We start from the raw sequence: 18,552 nt of genomic DNA, 5'->3' as shown, positions 1-18,552 counted from the left end.
TCACGCCTCCGGGGCTTCGAACTTCGTCGTGCGCTTCATGCCGGCGGCCCGGCCCTTGCCGGAGATGACCAGGGCCATCTTGCGGCTGGCCTCGTCGATCATCTCGTCGCCGAGCATCGCCGAGCCCTTCTTGCCGCCCGCCTCGGAGGTGCACCACTCGTAGGCGTCGAGGATCATCTCGGCGTGGTCGAAGTCCTCCTGCGAGGGCGAGAAGATCTCGTTCGACGCCTCGACCTGGCCCGGGTGCAGCACCCACTTGCCGTCGAAGCCGAGGGCTGCGGCGCGCCGCGCGACCTCGCGGTAGCCGTCCACATTGCGGATCTGGAGGTAGGGGCCGTCGATCGCCTGGAGGTCGTTGGCGCGCGCGGCCATCAGGATCTTCATCAGGATGTAGTGGTAGGCGTCCGCGCCGTACCCGGGCGGCTGCTCGCCCACGACCAGCGACTTCATGTTGATGGAGGCCATGAAGTCGGCCGGGCCGAAGATGATCGTCTCCGTACGCGGCGAGGCCTCCGCGATCGCGTTGACGTTGTTCAGGCCGCGCGCGTTCTCGATCTGCGCCTCGATGCCGATCTTGCCGACCTCGAAGCCCATCGTCTTCTCGATCTGGGTCAGGAGGAGGTCGAGGGCGACGACCTGGTCGGCGCTCTGCACCTTCGGCAGCATGATGCAGTCGAGGTTCTGACCCGCGCCCTCGACGACGGTGACGACATCGCGGTACGTCCACTCGGTCGTCCAGTCGTTCACGCGCACGACGCGCGTCTTGCCCGTCCAGTCGCCCTCGTTGAGGAACTTGACGATGGTGTGCCGGGCCTCGGGCTTGGCCAGCGGGGCGCAGGCGTCCTCCAGGTCGAGGAAGACCTGGTCGGCGGGCAGGCCCTGGGCCTTCTCCAGGAAGCGGGGGTTCGACCCGGGGACCGCGAGGCAGGAGCGACGCGGGCGGAGCCGGTTGACAGGGCTGACGGGGGTGCTCATGCGGGGACCTCCAACGGGTCGAGCTTGTTCGCTTTCCGGATCTCGTCGACGATACGGCCGATGATCTCCGTGATACCGAAGTCCTTAGGGGTGAAAACGGCGGCAACGCCCGCCTTGCGCAACTCCTCCGCGTCCGCGGGCGGAATGATTCCGCCGGCGATCACCGGAATGTCGGCCGCGCCGGCCTCGCGCAGACGCACCAGGACGTCCGGGACGAGTTCGGCGTGCGACCCGGACAGGATGGACAGGCCGACGCAGTGCACGTCCTCGGCGAGGGCGGCGCTCACGATCTGCTCAGGGGTCAGCCGTATGCCCTGGTAGACCACCTCGAACCCGGCGTCGCGCGCCCGCACCGCGATCTGCTCGGCGCCGTTGGAGTGCCCGTCCAGGCCCGGCTTGCCGACCAGCAGGCGCAGCCGCCCGGAGCCCAGGTCCGAGGCGGTCCGAGCCACCTTCTCGCGGACCAGCGCGAGCGGAGTGCCCTCCTCCGCGGTGACCGCCACCGGGGCGGAGGAGACGCCCGTGGGCGCTCGGAACTCGCCGAACACCTCGCGCAGCGCCTGGGACCACTCGCCGGTGGTGACCCCGGAGCGCACGCATTCCAGGGTCGCCTCCATGAGGTTCCCGGTGCCCTTGGCGGCCTCCTTCAGCTTCTCCAGCGCCTTGCAGGGGCGCGGGTGGTTGAAGGGCGGCTGGTAGCGGGTGTCGCGCCAGTTCTTCAGCGAGGCGACGACGCGGGCCTCGACGGCCGGGTCCACCGTCATGATCGCCCCGTCCAGGTCCGCGGTGAGCGGGCTCGGCTCCGTCGACTGGTAGCAGTTGACGCCGACGATCTTCTCGTCGCCGGCCTCGATCCGGGCCCGGCGCTCGGCGTGCGAGGAGACGAGCTGCGACTTGAGGTAGCCCGACTCGACGGCGGCCAGCGCCCCGCCCATCTCCTGGATGCGGTCGATCTCGGCCAGGCACTCCTCGACGAGGGCGTCCACCTTGGCCTCGATGACGTGCGACCCGGCGAAGATGTCCTCGTACTCCAGGAGGTCGCTCTCGTGCGCCAGGACCTGCTGGATGCGCAGCGACCACTGCTGGTCCCAGGGGCGGGGAAGCCCCAACGCCTCGTTCCAGGCCGGGAGTTGGACGGCCCGGGCGCGGGCGTCCTTGGACAGCGTCACGGCCAGCATTTCGAGCACGATCCGCTGGACGTTGTTCTCCGGCTGCGCCTCGGTCAGGCCGAGCGAGTTGACCTGGACGCCGTAGCGGAAGCGGCGCTGCTTGGCGTCCTCGATCCCGTACCGCTCCCGCGTGATCTTGTCCCAGATGCGGCCGAAGGCGCGCATCTTGCACATCTCCTCGATGAAGCGGACGCCCGCGTTCACGAAGAAGGAGATGCGGGCCACGACATCGCCCTTGCGGTCCTCGGGGATCTGGCCCGACGCGAACACCGAGTCGAGCACGGCGATCGCGGTGGACATCGCGTACGCGATCTCCTGGACCGGGGTGGCTCCCGCCTCCTGCAAGTGGTAACTGCAGATGTTGATGGGGTTCCACTTGGGGATGTTGTTCACGGTGTAACAGATCATGTCTGTTGTCAGCCGCAGCGAAGGGCCCGGCGGGAAGACGTGCGTCCCGCGCGAGAGGTACTCCTTCACGATGTCGTTCTGTGTGGTGCCCTGGAGCTTGGTGATGTCGGCGCCCTGCTCCTCGGCGACCACCTGGTACATGGCGAGCAGCCACATCGCGGTGGCGTTGATCGTCATCGAGGTGTTCATCTGCTCCAGGGGGATGTCCTGGAACAGCCGCCTCATGTCACCGAGATGGGACACCGGGACCCCGACCCGGCCTACCTCGCCGCGGGCGAGGATGTGGTCGGGGTCGTATCCGGTCTGCGTCGGAAGGTCGAACGCGACCGACAGACCCGTCTGGCCCTTGGCCAGGTTGTTGCGGTAGAGCTCGTTGGACGCTTCGGCGGTCGAGTGACCGGCGTACGTCCGCATGAGCCACGGCCGATCCTTCTGACGCTCTGTCATCTAAAGAACCTCAGATGTTCCGGAAGCGGTTGATGGCGTCGATGTGCTGCGCGCGCAGCTCGGGGTCGCTGACGCCGAGGCCCTCGCGGGGAGCAAGGGCGAGCACGCCGACCTTGCCCTGGTGGAGGTTGCGGTGCACGTCGTAGGCGGCCTGCCCGGTGTCCTCCAGGGAGTACACCTTGGAGAGCGTCGGGTGGATCTTGCCCTTGGCCACCAGGCGGTTGGCCTCCCACGCCTCGCGGTAGTTGGCGAAGTGCGAGCCCACGATCCTCTTCAGCGACATCCACAGGTAGCGGTTGTCGTACTCGTGGTTGTAGCCCGAGGTCGAGGCGCAGGTCACGATGGTGCCGCCCTTGCGGGTGACGTACACACTGGCGCCGAAGGTCTCGCGGCCCGGGTGCTCGAAGACGATGTCCACGTCCTCGCCGCCGGTGAGCTCTCGGATGCGCTTGCCGAAGCGCTTCCACTCCTTCGGGTCCTGGGTGTGCTCGTCCTTCCAGAACTTGTAGCCCTCGGCGTTGCGGTCGATGATCGCGTCGGCGCCCATCGCCCGGCAGATGTCCGCCTTCTGCTCGCTGGACACCACGCAGATCGGGTTGGCGCCGCCCGCGAGCGCGAACTGCGTCGCGTAGGAGCCGAGTCCGCCGCTGGCGCCCCAGATCAGGACGTTGTCGCCCTGCTTCATGCCGGCGCCGTTGCGGGAGACCAGCTGGCGGTACGCGGTCGAGTTGACCAGACCGGGAGAAGCGGCCTCCTCCCAGCTCAAGTGCCCGGGCTTGGGCATGAGTTGGTTGGACTTGACGAGGGCGATCTCGGCGAGGCCGCCGAAGTTGGTCTCGAAGCCCCAGATGCGCTGCTCGGGGTCGAGCATCGTGTCGTTGTGGCCGTCGGAGCTCTCCAGCTCGACCGACAGGCAGTGCGCCACGACCTCGTCGCCGGGGTGCCAGGCGTTCACGCCGGGCCCGGTGCGCAGCACGACGCCCGCGAGGTCGGAGCCGATGATGTGGTACGGCAGGTCATGGCGCTTGGTGAGCTCGCTGAGCTTCCCGTAACGCTCCAGGAAACTGAAGGTGGACACCGGCTCGAAGATCGAGGTCCACACGGAGTTGTAGTTGACCGAGGAGGCCATGACGGCCACCAGGGCCTCGCCCGGGCCGAGTTCGGGGATCGGCACCTCGTCGAGGTGCAGGGACTTGCGGGGGTCCTTGTCGCGGGTGCTGAGCCCGGCGAACATCTCCGTCTCGTCCTTGTGCACGGTGATCGCGCGGTACGACTCGGGGAGCGGCAGAGCGGCGAAGTCGGCGGAGGTGGACTCCGGCGACTGGATCGCGTCCAGGATTTCCTTCACGGTGTTGCCTCCGGCGAAGCGCCCGACGGGGGGCGTTGAGGGTCTTCGGGGGTGGTGCTGTGGAGGTGTGCCGTCGGTTCGGCGGTGTGGTGCAAGTACGGCAGCGCCTGGTGGGCGCGGGAGGGTTGCCTGTGACGCAGGCGTCCGGGCGCACTCACCAGTGGCGGCTTGTGGGGACAGCCGGCATACGAGGTTGCTCTGCACGCCGGCCGCCCGGACAACATCAACGTATGGCACCCGGTGCCAAGTGACAAGACACTGCGTGCCAAGAGTTTCTCTCAATTGCCGATTGACCTGCGCAGATGAGCGATGATCGATCGTTGCAGGTCAGGGGCGTCGCCGGATACGCGGATGGCCGCACCCCTCAGTGAGGGATGCGGCCACCGGGGTGCCAGGTGCGTCCTACTTGGTCTTGAGGGCCTGCTTGATGGTCTGCATGATCTCGTCGAGCGGGGCGTCCGTGCGGGCGACCGCGACGAGTACCTCGTCGCCGGTCGAGATGGAGGCGGCGGGCGGCTTCGGCCTGGCCGTGCGGCCCGCTCCGATGCCGGAGCCGAAGGTCTCCCGCACGATCGCGAAGGCGTGGTCGAGCTGGGTCTCCACATCGCCCTGCCCGCCGGCCCGCAGCCAGCGGCGCAGCACGTGGTTGTGCGCGGTGACCACCGCGGACGCCGCGACCTCGGCGAGCAGCGGGTCGTCGTTCCCCGGCTGGTGGTCGTGCTCGTCGAAGTGGCCGAGCAGATAGCGCGTGAAGAGGCGCTCGTAGCGGGCGACCGAGGCGATCTCGGCCTCGCGCAGGGTCGGCACCTCGCGGGTCAGCTTGTAGCGGGCCACGGACACCGTGGGGGAGCCCGCGTACATCTTCATGACCTCTTTGATGCCCCGGCATACCGTGTCGAGCGGGTGCTCGTGCGACGGTGCGGCGTTGAGGACCGCCTCGGCCCGCACCAGGGTGTCGTCGTGGTCGGGGAAGATCGCCTCTTCCTTGGAGCGGAAGTGGCGGAAGAAGGTGCGCCGGGCCACCCCGGCCCGGGCCGCGATCTCGTCGACGGTGGTGGCCTCGTACCCCTTCGCGGAGAACAGGTCCATCGCCGCGGCCGCCAGCTCCCGGCGCATCTTGAGCCGCTGGGCCGCCGCCCGGCTGCCCGCGGCACTTTCCGGGGCGTCGGGCACGGCGTTCGTACGGGAGGACCTGGCTGGCTGGGGCATGGACCGAACGTACTGCATATTTGCAGGAAGTCGCGCCCGCGGGGGCGAGCTGCCCGGAGGTTGCAGCAGCCCGCCCCACCCTGCCTCGGGATCAGCGCCGGGCATACTCGCGGAATCCGCGGCCCGTCTTGCGGCCCAGGCAGCCGGCCGCGACGAGGTGTTCGAGCAGCGGCGCCGGGGCCAGGCCCGGGTCGCGGAACTCGGCGTGCAGCACCTTCTCGATGGCGAGCGAGACGTCCAGGCCCACCACGTCGAGCAGTTCGAACGGGCCCATCGGGTAGCCGCCGCCGAGCTTCATCGCGGCGTCGATGTCGTCCAGCGTCGCGTAGTGCTCCTGGACCATCTTGATCGCGTTGTTGAGGTACGGGAAGAGCAGCGCGTTGACGATGAACCCGGCGCGGTCGCCGCAGTCCACCGGGTGCTTGCGGATCTTCGCGGTGACCTCGCGGACGGTGGCGTGCACCTCGTCGGAGGTGAGCACGGTGCGGACCACCTCGACCAGCTTCATCGCCGGGGCCGGGTTGAAGAAGTGCATCCCGATGACGTCCTCGGGGCGCGAGGTGGCTCGGGCGCAGGCGACGACGGGCAGCGAGGAGGTGGTGGTGGCGAGCACCGCGCCCGGCTTGCAGATCTTGTCCAGGGTCGCGAAGAGCTGCTGCTTGACCTCCAGGTCCTCGGCGACCGCCTCGACCGCGAGGTCGACCTCGGCGAAGGCCTCCAGGGCGCCCGCTGCCGTGATCCGGTTCAGGGTCTCCTCGCGGGCGTCGGCGGTGAGCCGGCCCTTGTCGACGGAGCGCGAAAGCGACTTGCCGATACGGGACTTGGCGGTCTCCGCCTTCTCCAGACTGCGGGCCGCGAGCACGACGTGGTACCCGGCCTTGGCGAAGACCTCCGCGATGCCGGACGCCATGGTGCCCGAGCCGGCCACCCCGACCGAGCGGATCTCGCGGCCGCCGCCGGCGCCCGCGATGGTGCTCGGGGTCTGGGCGTCGGCCACCACGACCGAGCTGCCCTCGCCCTCGTACGTGTAGAAGCCGCGGCCCTTCTTGCGGCCGGTCAGACCGGCCTCGGCGAGCTGGCCGAGGATCGGGGCGGGCGCGTGGAGGCGGTCCTGGGAGGAGGCGTACATCGCCTCCAGGACGGTGCGGGCGGTGTCGATGCCGATCAGGTCGAGCAGTTCGAGCGGGCCCATCGGCAGGCCGCAGCCCAGCTTCATCGCGGCGTCGATGTCCTCGCGCGAGGCGTACTTCGACTCGTACATCGCGGCGGCCTGGTTGAGGTAGCCGAAGAGCAGTCCGTCGGCGACGAAGCCGGGGCGGTCGCCGACGGCGACGGGCTCCTTGCCGAGGTCGAGGGCGAGCGCGGTGACCGCGTCGACGGCCGGGGGCGCGGTGAGCACGGACGAGACGATCTCGACGAGCTTCATCGCCGGTGCCGGGTTGAAGAAGTGCAGGCCAAGGACGCGCTCGGGGTGCGCGGAGTCGGCGGCGAGGCGGGTCACCGAGAGCGCGTTGGTGCCGGTCGCCAGGATCGCGGTGGGCGCGACGATGGCGTCGAGCGCGTGGAAGACCTGGCTCTTGAGCTCGTACGACTCGGGCACGACCTCGATCACGAGCTCGGCCTCGGCCGCGGCCTGGAGGTCGGTGAAGGTACGGAACCGGGCGAGGATGTCGCCCCGCTCCTGCGGGGTGATCCGCTCGCGGGACACCGCGCGGGCCGTGGAGGCCTCAAGGGAGGCCACGGCCTGGCGGGCGGCGCGCTCGCTGATGTCGATGCCGATGACCTCGCGGCCGGCGCGGGCCAGGACCTCGGCGATGCCGGTGCCCATGGTGCCGAGGCCGACCACGGCGACAGTGTTCAGGGGGATGTCCATCACGGGACTCCAGGGATGAGTGACGACTGAGAGGGCGCACGCGACCGGCATCAGGGGGCGCTCGAATACGCCAACGGGCGCACGGCGTGCGGGAGTTGTGTCGTGGTGCAAAGGGTCGACGGCCCTGTCCCGGGGCGCGTCGTACAGAACTGCCGAACCGACAAGCACTCGCGGTGGCTGCGTCACCAGGCCACCGGAGTCGGCGGGGGTTACCCGCTCACTTGAGGTTAACCGGCGAGTAACGAGCGCGCCAGACCTCTGTCGCGCCCAACCGGTGTGATCTGGCTCGCGCCCGTTCCGCGGGGAGAAGCATGGTTACTGGCCACTTCACCCGCTTTCTGGAGCCCGGCATCCGATCATCCTTGGGGTGCCAACTCCCTTACGCCACTACCCTTTTGGGCATGGATGAGGAGTTCAGGTCGCTCGCGGACCGGGTGCGCGCCGAGACCGGGGGGTCGGCGGCGTACGAGCGGCTGATCGCCTGTACCGACCGCGACGAGCTCGCGGCGGTGCTCACCGAGCGCGAACGCCCGCTCTGGGCGCGGGAGGTCGCGGCGTTCCGGCTCGGCGTCGCGGGAGACCGCCGGGCCTTCGAGGCGCTGATCCTGCTGCTCAACCACCGCGACCCGGAGCGCTGCGTGAGCGCCGCGTACGCGCTGGCCAGACTCGGCGACCCGCGCACCGCGCGCGCGGCGGCGGCCCTGGCCACCAACGAACTGCGCACCGCCTACGCCCTGCACCCGGTCCGCCTGCTCACCGCGCTGCGGGCCCCGGAATCCGTCCCGGCCCTGATCAAGACCCTGCGCCCGCTGCTCTCCCCGCACAGCCCGTACTGGCGCGTGGCCCAGGCCTGCATCGAAGGCCTGGGCGAACTCGGCGACAAGCAAGCCGTAGACGTACTGACCGAGGCCCTGGCCCACCCCCGCCTCGCCCGCCCGGCGGCGTGGGCACTACGCCGCATCGAGGCGGGGCGGGGGCGGGGCTAGGCCTGGTCGGCGAATCTGTCGGGGACGCGGGGATCAGAGCAGAGTCAGCTGCGTCGGCTCCGGTTGGGTCGGCTGCGGGGTTGGCGGGATGCGGCGGGCCGCGCCGCGGTGGGCCGGGCCTATGCCGTACTCGGTGGCCAGTTCGTGCACCTGGCCGGTGATCCGGCGCTGGTACCACTTCGGCGCGTACGCCCCCTCCGCGTACAGCCGCTCGTACCGCCGCACCAGATGGGGATGGTGTTGCCGCAGCCATGCCATGAACCACTCGCGCGCGCCCGGCCTGAGGTGGAGTACGAGCGGGGTCACCGAGGTGGCGCCTGAGGCGGCGATGGCGCGGACGGTGGCGCGCAGCTGGTCGGGGTGGTCGCCGAGGAACGGGATCACCGGGGCCATCAGGACTCCGCAGCCGATGCCGTGCTCGGTCAGCGTGCGCACGGCGTCGAGGCGGCGGTCCGGGGCGGGTGTGCCCGGCTCGACCGTGCGCCACAGCTCCTGGTCGAGGAAGCCGACCGAGACCGAGATGCCCACCTCGGTCACCTGGGCCGCCTCCTTGAGAAGCTCCAGGTCGCGCAGGATGAGCGTGCCTTTGGTGAGGATGGAGAAGGGGTTCGCGTGGTCGCGCAGGGCCGCGATGATGCCCGGCATCAAGCGGTAGCGGCCCTCGGCGCGCTGGTAGCAGTCCACGTTCGTGCCCATCGCTATGTGCGCGCCCTGCCAGCGGCGCGAGGCGAGGTGGAGACGGAGCAGCTCCGGCGCGTTGACCTTCACCACGATCTGCGAGTCGAAACCCAGCCCGGTGTCCAGATCCAGATAGCTGTGCGTCTTGCGTGCGAAGCAGTACACGCACGCGTGCGAGCAGCCCCGGTACGGGTTGACGGTCCATTCGAACGGCATCCGGGAGGCGCCCGGCACCCGGTTGACGATCGAGCGCGCCCGGATCTCGTGGAAGGTGATCCCGCGGAACTCGGGGGTGTCGAACGTCCGGGTCGTCACCGCGTCCGCGGCGAAGAGCGCGGCCGTACGGGCCCGGCCGGACGGGGCGTCGTCATCGGCGAGATTCTCCCAGCGCATGAACGCCTCCTCTGTTCCCGTGGGCCTTGTTCGGTCACTCCCACCCCTGAATAGAACACATGTTCCCTTCTTGATCGCAACCCGGATTATGACGGCCGACCCCGAGGTGGTTGGCTTGGCCCACCCCCGAAACCCCGGAAACACAAGTGCTGGAGGAAGTGCCATGGCGCAGGTCGAGGCCACGACGGAGCGGATCGTCGCGGCGGATCCGGAGACCGTGTTCGACAAGCTGGCCGACTACAAGGACGGACGCCCGGGGCTCCTGCCGGAGCACTTCAGCGAGTACCAGGTGCGCGAGGGCGGCGACGGCGAGGGCACCCTCGTCCACTGGAAGCTCCAGGCCACCAGCAAGCGCGTCCGCGACTGCCTCCTGGAGGTCACCGAGCCGACCGACGGGCAGCTGGTCGAGAAGGACCGCAACTCCTCCATGGTCACCACCTGGACGGTCACACCCGCGGGTGAGGGCCGCTCCAAGGTCGTCGTCAGCACCGTGTGGAACGGCGCGGGAGGCATCGGCGGATTCTTCGAAAGGACCTTTGCGCCCAAGGGACTTGGCCGCATCTACGACGCGATGCTCGCCAAGCTGGCCGAGGAAGTGGAGAAGTAGCAGCCCACTGAACCCTCCCTGCGGTCACCGGTTCGGGTGGACTTCCGTTCCGGCCCGTAGTGCGCCGTAGGGGCTCCCGCCAGCGCTTAAGCCCCCGGCGCACGCCTCCCGCTCCACTCGTCTCGGTTGCCCCGGTTGTCGCGTAATGCGAGAAATGGTCGGCGCAAGCGCGACGAGGGGAGCAGTTTCGTGGGCGGGATCACTCTGGTGAAGGACGAGCGGGCCGCCGAGCCCGCTCCGGCCCCGGCGGCTCCGCCGGTGGACCAACTCCCGGTGCCCGAGGCGCCGTTGAACCCCCGCCGGGTGCGCACGGTCTTCCTCGGACTGATGCTCACCCTGCTGCTCGCGGCGCTCGACCAGATGATCGTCGCGACCGCGCTGCCGAAGATCGTCGGCGATCTGCACGGCCTCGACAAGGTCTCGTGGGCCGTCACCGCCTATCTCCTCGCCTCCACCGTCGGACTGCCGATCTACGGCAAGCTCGGCGACCAGTTCGGCCGCAAACCCGTCTTCCAGTTCGCGATCGTCGTGTTCGTCGTCGGCTCGGCCCTTGCCGGCTGGTCGCGCACGATGGACGAGCTCATCGCCTTCCGCGCGGTCCAGGGCATCGGCGGCGGCGGGCTCATGATCGGCGTGCAGGCGATCATCGCGGACATCGTGCCGCCCCGGCAGCGCGGCCGGTTCATGGGCCTGATCGGCGCCGTCTTCGGGCTCGCCTCGGTGGCCGGACCGCTGCTCGGCGGCTTCTTCACCGACCACGCCTCCTGGCGCTGGTGCTTCTACATCAACGTGCCGTTCGGCCTGGTCACCCTCGCCGTCATCACCGTCGTACTCAAACTGCCCAGGCCCCGCGTGCGGCCCCGGCTCGACGTGCTCGGCATGCTGCTGCTCACCGCCGCCTCAACCTGCCTGGTCCTGCTGACCAGTTGGGGCGGTACGGAGTACGCCTGGGAGTCGCGGCCGATGCTGGGGCTCGCCGCGGGCGCGGCCGGAACGACCCTGCTGTTCCTCGTCGTCGAGAACTTCGCGGCCGAACCGGTCATCCCCCTGCGACTGTTCCGCGACTCGATCTTCAACGTCTCCGGGCTCGTCGGCGCGGTCATCGGCGTCGCCCTCTTCGGCGCCGCCAGCTATCTGCCGACGTTCCTGCAGATGGTCGACGGGGCCAGCGCCACCGAGTCCGGACTCCTCGTCCTGCCCATGATGGGCGGCATCGTCGGCGCCTCCATCATCTCCGGCCAGCTCATCAGCCGCACCGGGCACTACAAGATCTACCCGATCCTCGGCGGCGCGGTCTCCGCCGTCGGCATGTGGCTGCTCTCCAAGCTCGGCACCGACACCCCGCGGCTCGACTACAGCATCTGGATGGCCGTGCTCGGAGCCGGCATCGGCCTGGTCATGCCGGTCCTCATCCTGGCTGTGCAGAACACCGTCGACCCCGCCGACCTCGGCACCGCCACCAGCGCCAACAACTACTTCCGGCAGATCGGCGGCAGCGTCGGCGCCGCCGTCTTCGGCACCCTCTTCACCAACCGCCTCGCCGACGCGCTCACCGAGCGACTCCCGGCCGGAGCCCACCTGCCCGACCCCGAGTCGATCACCCCGCAACTGGTGCACGCCATGCCGCCCGCGCTGCGCGACGGCTACATCCGGGCATACGCCGACGCCATGCCGCGGATCTTCCTGTACCTCGTGCCGGTGCTCGTGCTCGGCTTCGTCCTCGCCTTCCTTCTCAAGGAGAAACCGCTGGTGTCCCAGAACGCCCCCGCCGCCGAGACCGCGCCCCTGCCCCACGCCCGCACCGCGGGCTCCGGCTACCTCAGCGGCGTTCCGGTCACCGGCACCGTCCAGCACCACGACGGGACCACCGTGCCGCGCGCCGCCCTCACCCTCGTCGACGTACGGGGCCAGCAGGTCGGGCGCGGGGCCAGCGGCGCCGACGGGCGGTACGCGCTGAGCGTGCCCGGCGCCGGATCGTACGTCCTGATCGCGGCGGCCGGCGGCCACCAGCCCCAAGCCGTCGCCGTGACCGTCGGCGAACGCCCCGTCGACCTCGACGTGGTGCTCGGCGGCGCCGGACGCCTCGCCGGCAGCGTCGTCACCGCGGACGGAAGCCCGGTGCGGGACGCCGCCGTCACGCTCACCGACGTACGCGGCGAAGTCGTCGCCAGCACCCGCAGCGGGCGCGAAGGGGCCTATGTGATGGGCGAGTTGGTGGCGGGGGAGTACACCCTGGCCGCCAGCGCACCCGCCTTCCGCCCGGCCGCCCTGCCCGTCAGCGTGCAGGCCTCGCGCGAGACCCGGCAGGACATCGAGCTGGCCGGCGGGGCCGTCCTTCGCGGCACCGTGCGGGCCGGCGGCGGGCGGCCCGTGGAGGACGCCCGGGTGACGCTCCTCGATGCCGCGGGCAATGTCGTGGACACCCTCACCACCGGTCCCGACGGCACCTTCCGGTTCGTCGACCTGTCCTCCGGCGAGTACACCGTGATCGCGGCGGGCTATCCGCCGGTGGCCACGGTCCTGCAGGTCGCGGGCGGCGGACGCACCGAACGCGATCTCCAACTCGGCCACGAGGACTGACCTTTCTTCAATGCCGGAGCCGGTTTCGCGCGGGCGTACGCCTATTCACGGGTTGCCTCCCGCGCGGCCCCGCGATGGCCGTACGGTGGTGCTACAGCCGCCGATCCTCGCGGCGGGGAAGGAGCCTCCCACCCATGGACAGTGGTACTCCGCCGAAGCTGCCGCAGCAGTTCGCCGTGGCCGGCCGGATCCCGCTCGCCGTGATCGTCGTGGACGGCGACGGCCTCGTGTCGCACTGGTCCTCCGGTGCGCGCAGGCTGTTCGGTCCCGGCAAGGAGGACGCGGTCGGCAGGCCCGCCGCCGATCTGCTCCCCGTCTCCGGCGCCCTGGAGCAACGCTTCGACGACTACGACGTGTTCGACGAGTTCGGCCCCGGCCTCGACGGCCCGCTGACCGGACGCACCTCCTACCCCACCGCGGGCCGGGCCGCGCTCACCGAGCCCGGCCGGGACCGTACCGACGTGCTGTGGTGGGCCTACCCGCTCGTCGGACCCGGGCCCGAGCGGCTCCTGGTACTCGCCGCGGACGCGGCCCAGCTGCACCGGGAGGCCGACGACGACGGCGGCTCCGTCGAGCGGATAGCGCCCGGCTTCGCCCTGCACACCGACTTCCCCGGCTCCGACGAACTGGCCCGCAGGCTGCCCGAGATCCTGCCCAGCATGAGCGTCGGCGAGAGCTCCCGGATCGTCTCCCAGGTCCTCGAACTCGGCTATCCGGTCCTGGAGTTCAGCCAGCACGACCGAGTGCCCGTCACCCCCGACTGGGGAGTGCCCCGGCGCGCCGAACACCGGCCCGCCCGGCGCCGCCACCCCATGGAGCCCGTGGCGCGGACCCAGCCGCCCTCGCCCGAGTTCGCCGCCGACCTCGAATACGCGGCGGTGCGCGAGCGGCTCGAATTCCTCAACGACGTCAGCGGCCGCATCGGATCCTCGCTCGACCTGTCCCGCACCATCCAGGAAGTCAGCGCCGCCGTCGTGCCGCGCTTCACCGACGTCGCGGGCACCTATCTGCGCGAGCAGGTCATCGCGGGCGAGGGCTTCCCCGACGGGCCGCCCGACGAGCGGACCCTGTGGCACCGGGTCGCCCTGGAGCACGTGGACGAGCCGGGCCGCTGGGACGACGTGGTGCCGGTCGGCGAGTCCATGCCGTTCCCCGCACACACCCCGTTCTTCCAGTGCATGACGTCCGGCGAGCCCGTCCTCGTGCCGCGGATCAGCGAGCAGATGGGCACCGCCATCGCCTCGCAGTTCGAGAAGCGCGACATCCGGCCGCTCATCAACGGCCGCTCGATGCTGGTCGTCCCGCTCAAGGCACGCAACGTGGTGCTCGGCTTCATGATCCTGCTGCGGCACGCCGAGCGCGCCGAGTTCAACGACATGGACCGAGTCACCGGCGCCGAACTCGCCGCGCGCGCCGGGCTCGTACTCGACAACGCCCGCATGTACACCTACCAGGAAAGCGTCGCCGACACCCTCCAGGACTCGATGCTGCCGCAGGTCACCCCGCGCATGGCGGGCTGCGACACGGCCACCCGCTATCTGCCCGGCACCCTGCTCGGCCGGGTCGGCGGCGACTGGTTCGACTCGATCAAACTGCCCGGCTCACGGACCGCCCTGGTGGTCGGCGACGTCATGGGCCACGGCCTCAACTCGGCGGCGATGATGGGCCAGTTGCGTACGGCCGTGCAGACCATGGCCGCGCTCGACCTGCCGCCCGACCAACTCCTGCGCAACCTCGACGACCTGGCGCAGCGCCTCGGCGAGCACTACCTCGCCACCTGCCTGTACGCCGTGTACGACCCCATCAGAGGCGAGCTCCTGATGGCCAACGCGGGCCATGTGCCGCCGGTGATCGTACGGTCGGCGGACGGTCGCAGCGAGCTCCTCGAACTGCCCACCGGAGCGCCGATCGGCGTCGGCGGAGTGCCCTTCGAGACGGCCCGCATCCGGGTCGAGCCCGGTGACCGGCTCGTCATGTGCACGGACGGGCTCGTCGAGGTGCGAGGCGAGGACATAGGCGTCGGTCTCGCCACGCTCTGCGAGTTCGCCGCGCACCCGGCGGCCTCCATGGACGACGCCTGCGACACGATCATCCGCGCCCTCAACACCCGCGGCGGCCGCAAGGACGACGTGGCTCTCCTCATGGCTCGGCTCAACGGCATCAGCCGCGAGCACGTCGCCGAGTGGCGGCTCGACGCCGACCCGCGCGAGGTCGGCAGGGCCCGCCGCCTGGTCCGCGAACAGCTCGCCCGTTGGGGCCTGTCGGCCGTCTCGGAAACGGTCGAGCTCCTGGTCAGCGAGGTCGTCACCAACGGCATCCGGCACGCGCACGGCCGTCAGGTCGAGCTGCGCCTGGTGCGGGCCGAGGCGCTGCTCTGCGAGGTGGTCGACGACGACCACACCCTGCCGACGCTGCTCAGCGCCGGCCCGCGCGACGAGGCGGGCCGGGGCCTGCGCGTGGTCAGCGCGCTCGCCCGGGAGTGGGGCACCAGCCGCACCGGCAACGGCAAGACCGTCTGGTTCGATGTGACGTTGCCGCGCACGGAACGCCGGGCGCGCTGATATCGGCCGCACGCTCGGCGGCCACCCAGACCGGCCGCAGCCCAGAGGCGGCCCAACTCCCGCCGGTCGAACGGCGGGTGAAGGTATGCGCCGGGTGCTTGCCCGCGTGCGCCCCGCGCGATAGACCGATCTTGACACTGTGCGTGCAGCCTGGGGAGTCGGTCATGAGCGTGACGAGTCGGTACAAGGACGCCTGGGAGGGGTTCTGGCGCGAGGCGCCGGACGAGCAGGGCGCGGTCTTCTGGGACGCGGAACCAGCCCTCACCGCGGCCCGCCACCTGGCCCACTTCGGCGCCCGTATCGACCGCCCCGACCTGCCCCTGGTGGACCTCGGCTGCGGCAACGGCACCCAGACCCGCTACCTCGCGGCCCGCTACCCGAAGGTGACCGGAGTCGACCTCTCGCCCGCCGCCGTCGAGCACGCCCGGAGTCAAGACCCGGACGGCGAGGCCGAGTTCGAGCAGCTCGACGCCACCGACACCAAGGCCGTCCACGAGCTGCACACCCGCCTCGGCGACGCCAACGTGTACGTGCGCGGCGTCCTGCACCAGTGCGAACCGGCCGACCGCCGGCCCGTCGCCGACGCCATCGCCACCCTGCTCGGCACGCACGGCCGGGCCTTCGTGGTGGAGCTCGCCGAGGCCGCCAAGCCCGTCCTGATGGGGCTCGCCCAGAGCCCGGCGGGCCCGCCGCCCAAGCTCCGCCCGGTCTTCGCCCACGGCATCGCACCCGGAGAGGTCTCCGACGCCGCGCTCGTGGAACTGCTCACCAGCGCGGGCCTGACGGTCCTCGCGCAGGGCGAACTCCCGCTCACCACCACGGAATACACCGCCGACGGCCGGCGCATCGAGCTGCCGTCCAGATGGCTGGTGGTCGGCCCGGCGGGGAGCGAAGGCCCGAAGGAGCCCTGATCTCCCGCCAATTCACTCGCACGATCTCCCGCGAAAATCACCTGGACGACCTCCCGCGAATTCACCTGGACGCGGAGCAACGCAATGCACCCGGCCTCCCTCTTCTCGGACGAGCAACCCCCGAGAGCGCCCGGGAGCCGGGCCGGCTCCCGCCAGAAGGAGCACCGTGTTCCGCATCGCAGCCCGCGCCGTGGCCGTCGCCGGCCTGGCCCTTCCGCTCCTGGGGGCCGGATCCGGCGCGGCCGTCGCGGACACGGGCGCCCCCGTGCCCGGAGCGAGCCAGGCCGGGCCGCGTTTGACCCTCGACTGGGACCAGGTCGAAGTGGGCGGCTGGGCTGGGGTCGCGATCACGGGCATGCCGCCGGGCTGGGACGCGGTGACCGTCAGCTCGCCCGCCCTCACCGCACCGGTCCGCCTCACGCCCAAGAAGCCGGGCGGTCCGGATTCGCGCCGGTTCCCCGAATCGGACGGCGAGGACGTCCGCGGCGACATCGCGCCGGGCACCTACCCCGTGACCGCCACCCGCGACGGGCACACCGTGGCGAGCGCCCGGCTGACGGTCACACCGCAGGCCCCCGCGCTCATCACCCGCTTCGTGGCAGGGCCCAAGAGCGGCAACCTGGGCAGGGCCGACTCCACACCCCGCGTGACCGTGCGGCCCGGCAGCCAGATCGTCGTGCTGCTCGCCGACCACAACCCCGCCCCCGACGAGGACACCCTCACCGTCAGGTCCAGGGCGTTCGAAGCGCCCATGACCATCACCACCGACGACGACGATGACGACCCCGGCTGCAAGTGCGACGACGGCGCCACCGTGTACTCCGGACACACCACCGTCCGCGGCGACCTCCCGGCGGGGACGTACCCGCTCACCGTCGTCAGCCACGGCGGCCGCAACACCAGCACCGCGCACCTCAAGGTGGGCGGCAAATCCCTTGCGCGGCACGGCGGTTGGCTGACCGCGGGGGCCGTCGCGCTGGCGTTGACCGGGGTCCTCGCCCTCGTCCTGCGCCATCGCCTGCGCCGGCGGCGCGGATAGCCGGCCTCAGCGCGCGGTGGCGCTCAGCGTGAAGGTCGCTCCGTCGGGGTCTTTGACGCGGACCCAGGTGCCGGTGCGGGAGACGCCGTCGGCCAGGACGGTGGCGCCGTAGGCAAGGGCCTTCTCGGCATGGCCGTGGGGGTCCTCGACGGCGAAGTGGGTGTGCCAGTGGGGGCGCAGGCTGGGGTCGGGGGCGGCCTCCACGGCGCCGGAGGTGAGGCGGGCGACGATGTGTCCCGCGTGGCGCAGGACGACTTCGTCGTGTTCGTACTGGACGTCGCAGCAGCCGGGCCGGTCGCAGGCCCATTCCAGGACCTCGCCGTAGAAGATCGCCGCGTCGAAGGCGTTGCGGGTGTGCAGCCGCGTCCAGGCGGGCGCGGCGTCGCGCCAGGCCTCCCAGTTCGACAGGAGTGGGCCTTGCCAGATGCCGAAGACGGCCCCGTCGCGGTCGGCGGCCAGCGCGCCGCGCCCGGTGTGCAGGGCGACCGGGCCGACTGCCACGGTGGCGCCCCGCTCGCGGATGCGGCCCGCGGTGACATCGGCGTCCTCCACCGCGAAGTACGGCGTCCAGGCGACCGCGACCTGGAGGGCCGGCGCGAGGGCCCCGATACCGGCGACCGGAACGCCGTCCGCGAGGGCGACCCGGAACTCCTCACCGAGGGACCCGGCCCGGAACGTCCAGCCCATCGTCGCGCCGTAGAAGTCGAGCGCGGCACCCAGGTCGCGGGCCATCAGACTCACCCAGCACGGAGCCCCGCACACGGCCGCGCTCGAATCGGCGGGCGTGCGCGGATCCGCAGCGGTGTCGGCGTTGCTCGGTGACGGCGTCACGAAAGCCCCTCGCTCTCAGGAATTTCGGCATACCGGCACATGGCCCCCTTATTGTCCCGCTTCCGGCCCCCGCTCGCACGCCGGAGCCGTCCGGCGCCGGTCACTGGTCGGGGTCGCAGCTCTCCCTGCGCCGTCCGATCGTGATCAGCGCGGCCATGAGGGCGTCGTGATCGTCCCGGGCCGCCACGTGGACGGCGCCTTCCTCAAGGACGGCGTGCAGCTCCGGGAGCCCGGCGGTGGCGGGCGTCGTCCGCAGGATGACGCCGCTGGGCGGAGTCAGCGAGCGCAGCCCCGTGAACAGGGCGGCCGGATCGCTGTCCCCGTCCATGCTGGGGTCGAGGACGGTGACGTCGGGCAGCAGGACATGGGCCTGGGCCAGGGCGAGCCGGGGGCTCGGGGTGTGCGCGATGACGCGGAAGTGGCGGTTGCGGTGGATGCGCTCGCGCAGCAGGGCCGCTTCCTCGTCGTCGGCTACCAGCAGGACGGTCATCACGCTTCCAGCATGGGCGCACCGACCGGCACGAGCCACGCGAGGCA

Annotated in this window: 14 protein-coding genes; 6 read left to right on the top strand and 8 right to left on the bottom strand. The window is 71.0% G+C overall.

All coding sequences use genetic code 11. From position 1 onward, the window contains the following. From ACWC2B_RS10240 to ACWC2B_RS10220, 5 genes are all read right to left on the bottom strand, one after another. Positions 1-975 carry an HpcH/HpaI aldolase/citrate lyase family protein gene (locus tag ACWC2B_RS10240; protein ID WP_450716027.1) on the bottom strand — a complete coding sequence of 325 codons (975 nt, stop codon included), beginning with the start codon at positions 973-975 and terminating at the stop codon, positions 1-3. Then, positions 972-2,999, bottom strand: coding sequence for a protein meaA (locus ACWC2B_RS10235; RefSeq protein ID WP_450716026.1), 2,028 nt, complete (start codon positions 2,997-2,999; stop codon positions 972-974). The genes ACWC2B_RS10240 and ACWC2B_RS10235 overlap by 4 nt, the downstream gene beginning before the upstream one ends. Positions 3,000-3,009: 10 nt before the next feature. Continuing rightward, positions 3,010-4,347 (bottom strand): crotonyl-CoA carboxylase/reductase, encoded by a 1,338-nt coding sequence (gene ccrA / locus ACWC2B_RS10230; protein ID WP_450716025.1) that lies wholly within the window; start codon positions 4,345-4,347, stop codon positions 3,010-3,012. 402 nt (positions 4,348-4,749) lie between these two features. After that, on the bottom strand, positions 4,750-5,556 hold the full coding sequence (locus tag ACWC2B_RS10225) for a TetR family transcriptional regulator (protein ID WP_450716024.1): 807 nt from the start codon (positions 5,554-5,556) through the stop codon (positions 4,750-4,752). A 91-nt stretch (positions 5,557-5,647) separates the two neighbouring features. After that, positions 5,648-7,429, bottom strand: coding sequence for a 3-hydroxyacyl-CoA dehydrogenase family protein (locus tag ACWC2B_RS10220; RefSeq protein WP_450716023.1), 1,782 nt, complete (start codon positions 7,427-7,429; stop codon positions 5,648-5,650). A gap of 401 nt (positions 7,430-7,830) precedes the next feature. Here ACWC2B_RS10220 and ACWC2B_RS10215 point away from each other — a divergent pair, with 401 nt between their 5' ends. Further along, complete coding sequence (locus ACWC2B_RS10215; protein WP_450716022.1) at positions 7,831-8,415, top strand: adenylosuccinate lyase; 585 nt, start codon at positions 7,831-7,833, stop codon at positions 8,413-8,415. A gap of 33 nt (positions 8,416-8,448) precedes the next feature. On the opposite strand, the gene ACWC2B_RS10210 is transcribed toward ACWC2B_RS10215, so the two are convergent. Then, positions 8,449-9,486 carry an Rv2578c family radical SAM protein gene (locus ACWC2B_RS10210; protein ID WP_450716021.1) on the bottom strand — a complete coding sequence of 346 codons (1,038 nt, stop codon included), beginning with the start codon at positions 9,484-9,486 and terminating at the stop codon, positions 8,449-8,451. Between the two features lie 163 nt (positions 9,487-9,649). On the opposite strand from ACWC2B_RS10210, the gene ACWC2B_RS10205 reads away from it, so the two are divergent. The 5 genes from ACWC2B_RS10205 (at position 9,650) to ACWC2B_RS10185 (ending at position 17,184) form a co-directional block, all read left to right on the top strand. Beyond that, a complete protein-coding gene (locus tag ACWC2B_RS10205; protein WP_450716020.1) occupies positions 9,650-10,093 on the top strand; it encodes an SRPBCC family protein in 444 nt (147 codons plus the stop codon). Between the two features lie 189 nt (positions 10,094-10,282). Continuing rightward, positions 10,283-12,673, top strand: a complete 2,391-nt coding sequence (locus tag ACWC2B_RS10200) for an MFS transporter (RefSeq protein ID WP_450716019.1) — start codon at positions 10,283-10,285, stop codon at positions 12,671-12,673. Between the two features lie 134 nt (positions 12,674-12,807). Then, a complete protein-coding gene (locus tag ACWC2B_RS10195) occupies positions 12,808-15,234 on the top strand; it encodes a SpoIIE family protein phosphatase (RefSeq protein WP_450716018.1) in 2,427 nt (808 codons plus the stop codon). Positions 15,235-15,398: 164 nt separating this feature from the next. Further along, entirely contained in the window at positions 15,399-16,145 is a 747-nt protein-coding gene (locus ACWC2B_RS10190) for a class I SAM-dependent methyltransferase (RefSeq protein WP_450716017.1), read from the top strand. Positions 16,146-16,311: 166 nt separating this feature from the next. Further along, a complete protein-coding gene (locus ACWC2B_RS10185; protein ID WP_450716016.1) occupies positions 16,312-17,184 on the top strand; it encodes a hypothetical protein in 873 nt (290 codons plus the stop codon). Between the two features lie 6 nt (positions 17,185-17,190). Here ACWC2B_RS10185 and ACWC2B_RS10180 read toward each other — a convergent pair whose 3' ends face one another. Together ACWC2B_RS10180 and ACWC2B_RS10175 are read right to left on the bottom strand one after the other, a co-directional pair. Then, the gene (locus ACWC2B_RS10180) at positions 17,191-18,015 is read right to left on the bottom strand and encodes a VOC family protein (RefSeq protein ID WP_450716015.1); all 825 of its coding nucleotides are present in this window, start codon (positions 18,013-18,015) and stop codon (positions 17,191-17,193) included. A 100-nt stretch (positions 18,016-18,115) separates the two neighbouring features. Further along, the gene (locus ACWC2B_RS10175) at positions 18,116-18,508 is read right to left on the bottom strand and encodes a hypothetical protein (protein WP_450716014.1); all 393 of its coding nucleotides are present in this window, start codon (positions 18,506-18,508) and stop codon (positions 18,116-18,118) included. Between the last annotated feature and the right edge of the window lie 44 nt (positions 18,509-18,552).

This window comes from Streptomyces sp. NPDC001415 (assembly GCF_053597395.1).
The sequence above is the reverse complement of the archived record's forward strand: the minus strand, read 5'-3'. Positions and strand labels throughout refer to the sequence as shown.

What these genes read in the sequence shown, in the direction of transcription:
- ACWC2B_RS10240 (WP_450716027.1), bottom strand. Translation starts at nt 975, where the DNA reads ATGAGCACCCCCGTCAGCCCTGTCAACCGGCTCCGCCCGCGTCGCTCC.
- ACWC2B_RS10235 (WP_450716026.1), bottom strand. Translation starts at nt 2,999, where the DNA reads ATGACAGAGCGTCAGAAGGATCGGCCGTGGCTCATGCGGACGTACGCC.
- ACWC2B_RS10225 (WP_450716024.1), bottom strand. Translation starts at nt 5,556, where the DNA reads ATGCCCCAGCCAGCCAGGTCCTCCCGTACGAACGCCGTGCCCGACGCC.
- ACWC2B_RS10220 (WP_450716023.1), bottom strand. Translation starts at nt 7,429, where the DNA reads ATGGACATCCCCCTGAACACTGTCGCCGTGGTCGGCCTCGGCACCATG.
- ACWC2B_RS10215 (WP_450716022.1), top strand. Translation starts at nt 7,831, where the DNA reads ATGGATGAGGAGTTCAGGTCGCTCGCGGACCGGGTGCGCGCCGAGACC.
- ACWC2B_RS10210 (WP_450716021.1), bottom strand. Translation starts at nt 9,486, where the DNA reads ATGCGCTGGGAGAATCTCGCCGATGACGACGCCCCGTCCGGCCGGGCC.
- ACWC2B_RS10205 (WP_450716020.1), top strand. Translation starts at nt 9,650, where the DNA reads ATGGCGCAGGTCGAGGCCACGACGGAGCGGATCGTCGCGGCGGATCCG.
- ACWC2B_RS10195 (WP_450716018.1), top strand. Translation starts at nt 12,808, where the DNA reads ATGGACAGTGGTACTCCGCCGAAGCTGCCGCAGCAGTTCGCCGTGGCC.
- ACWC2B_RS10190 (WP_450716017.1), top strand. Translation starts at nt 15,399, where the DNA reads ATGAGCGTGACGAGTCGGTACAAGGACGCCTGGGAGGGGTTCTGGCGC.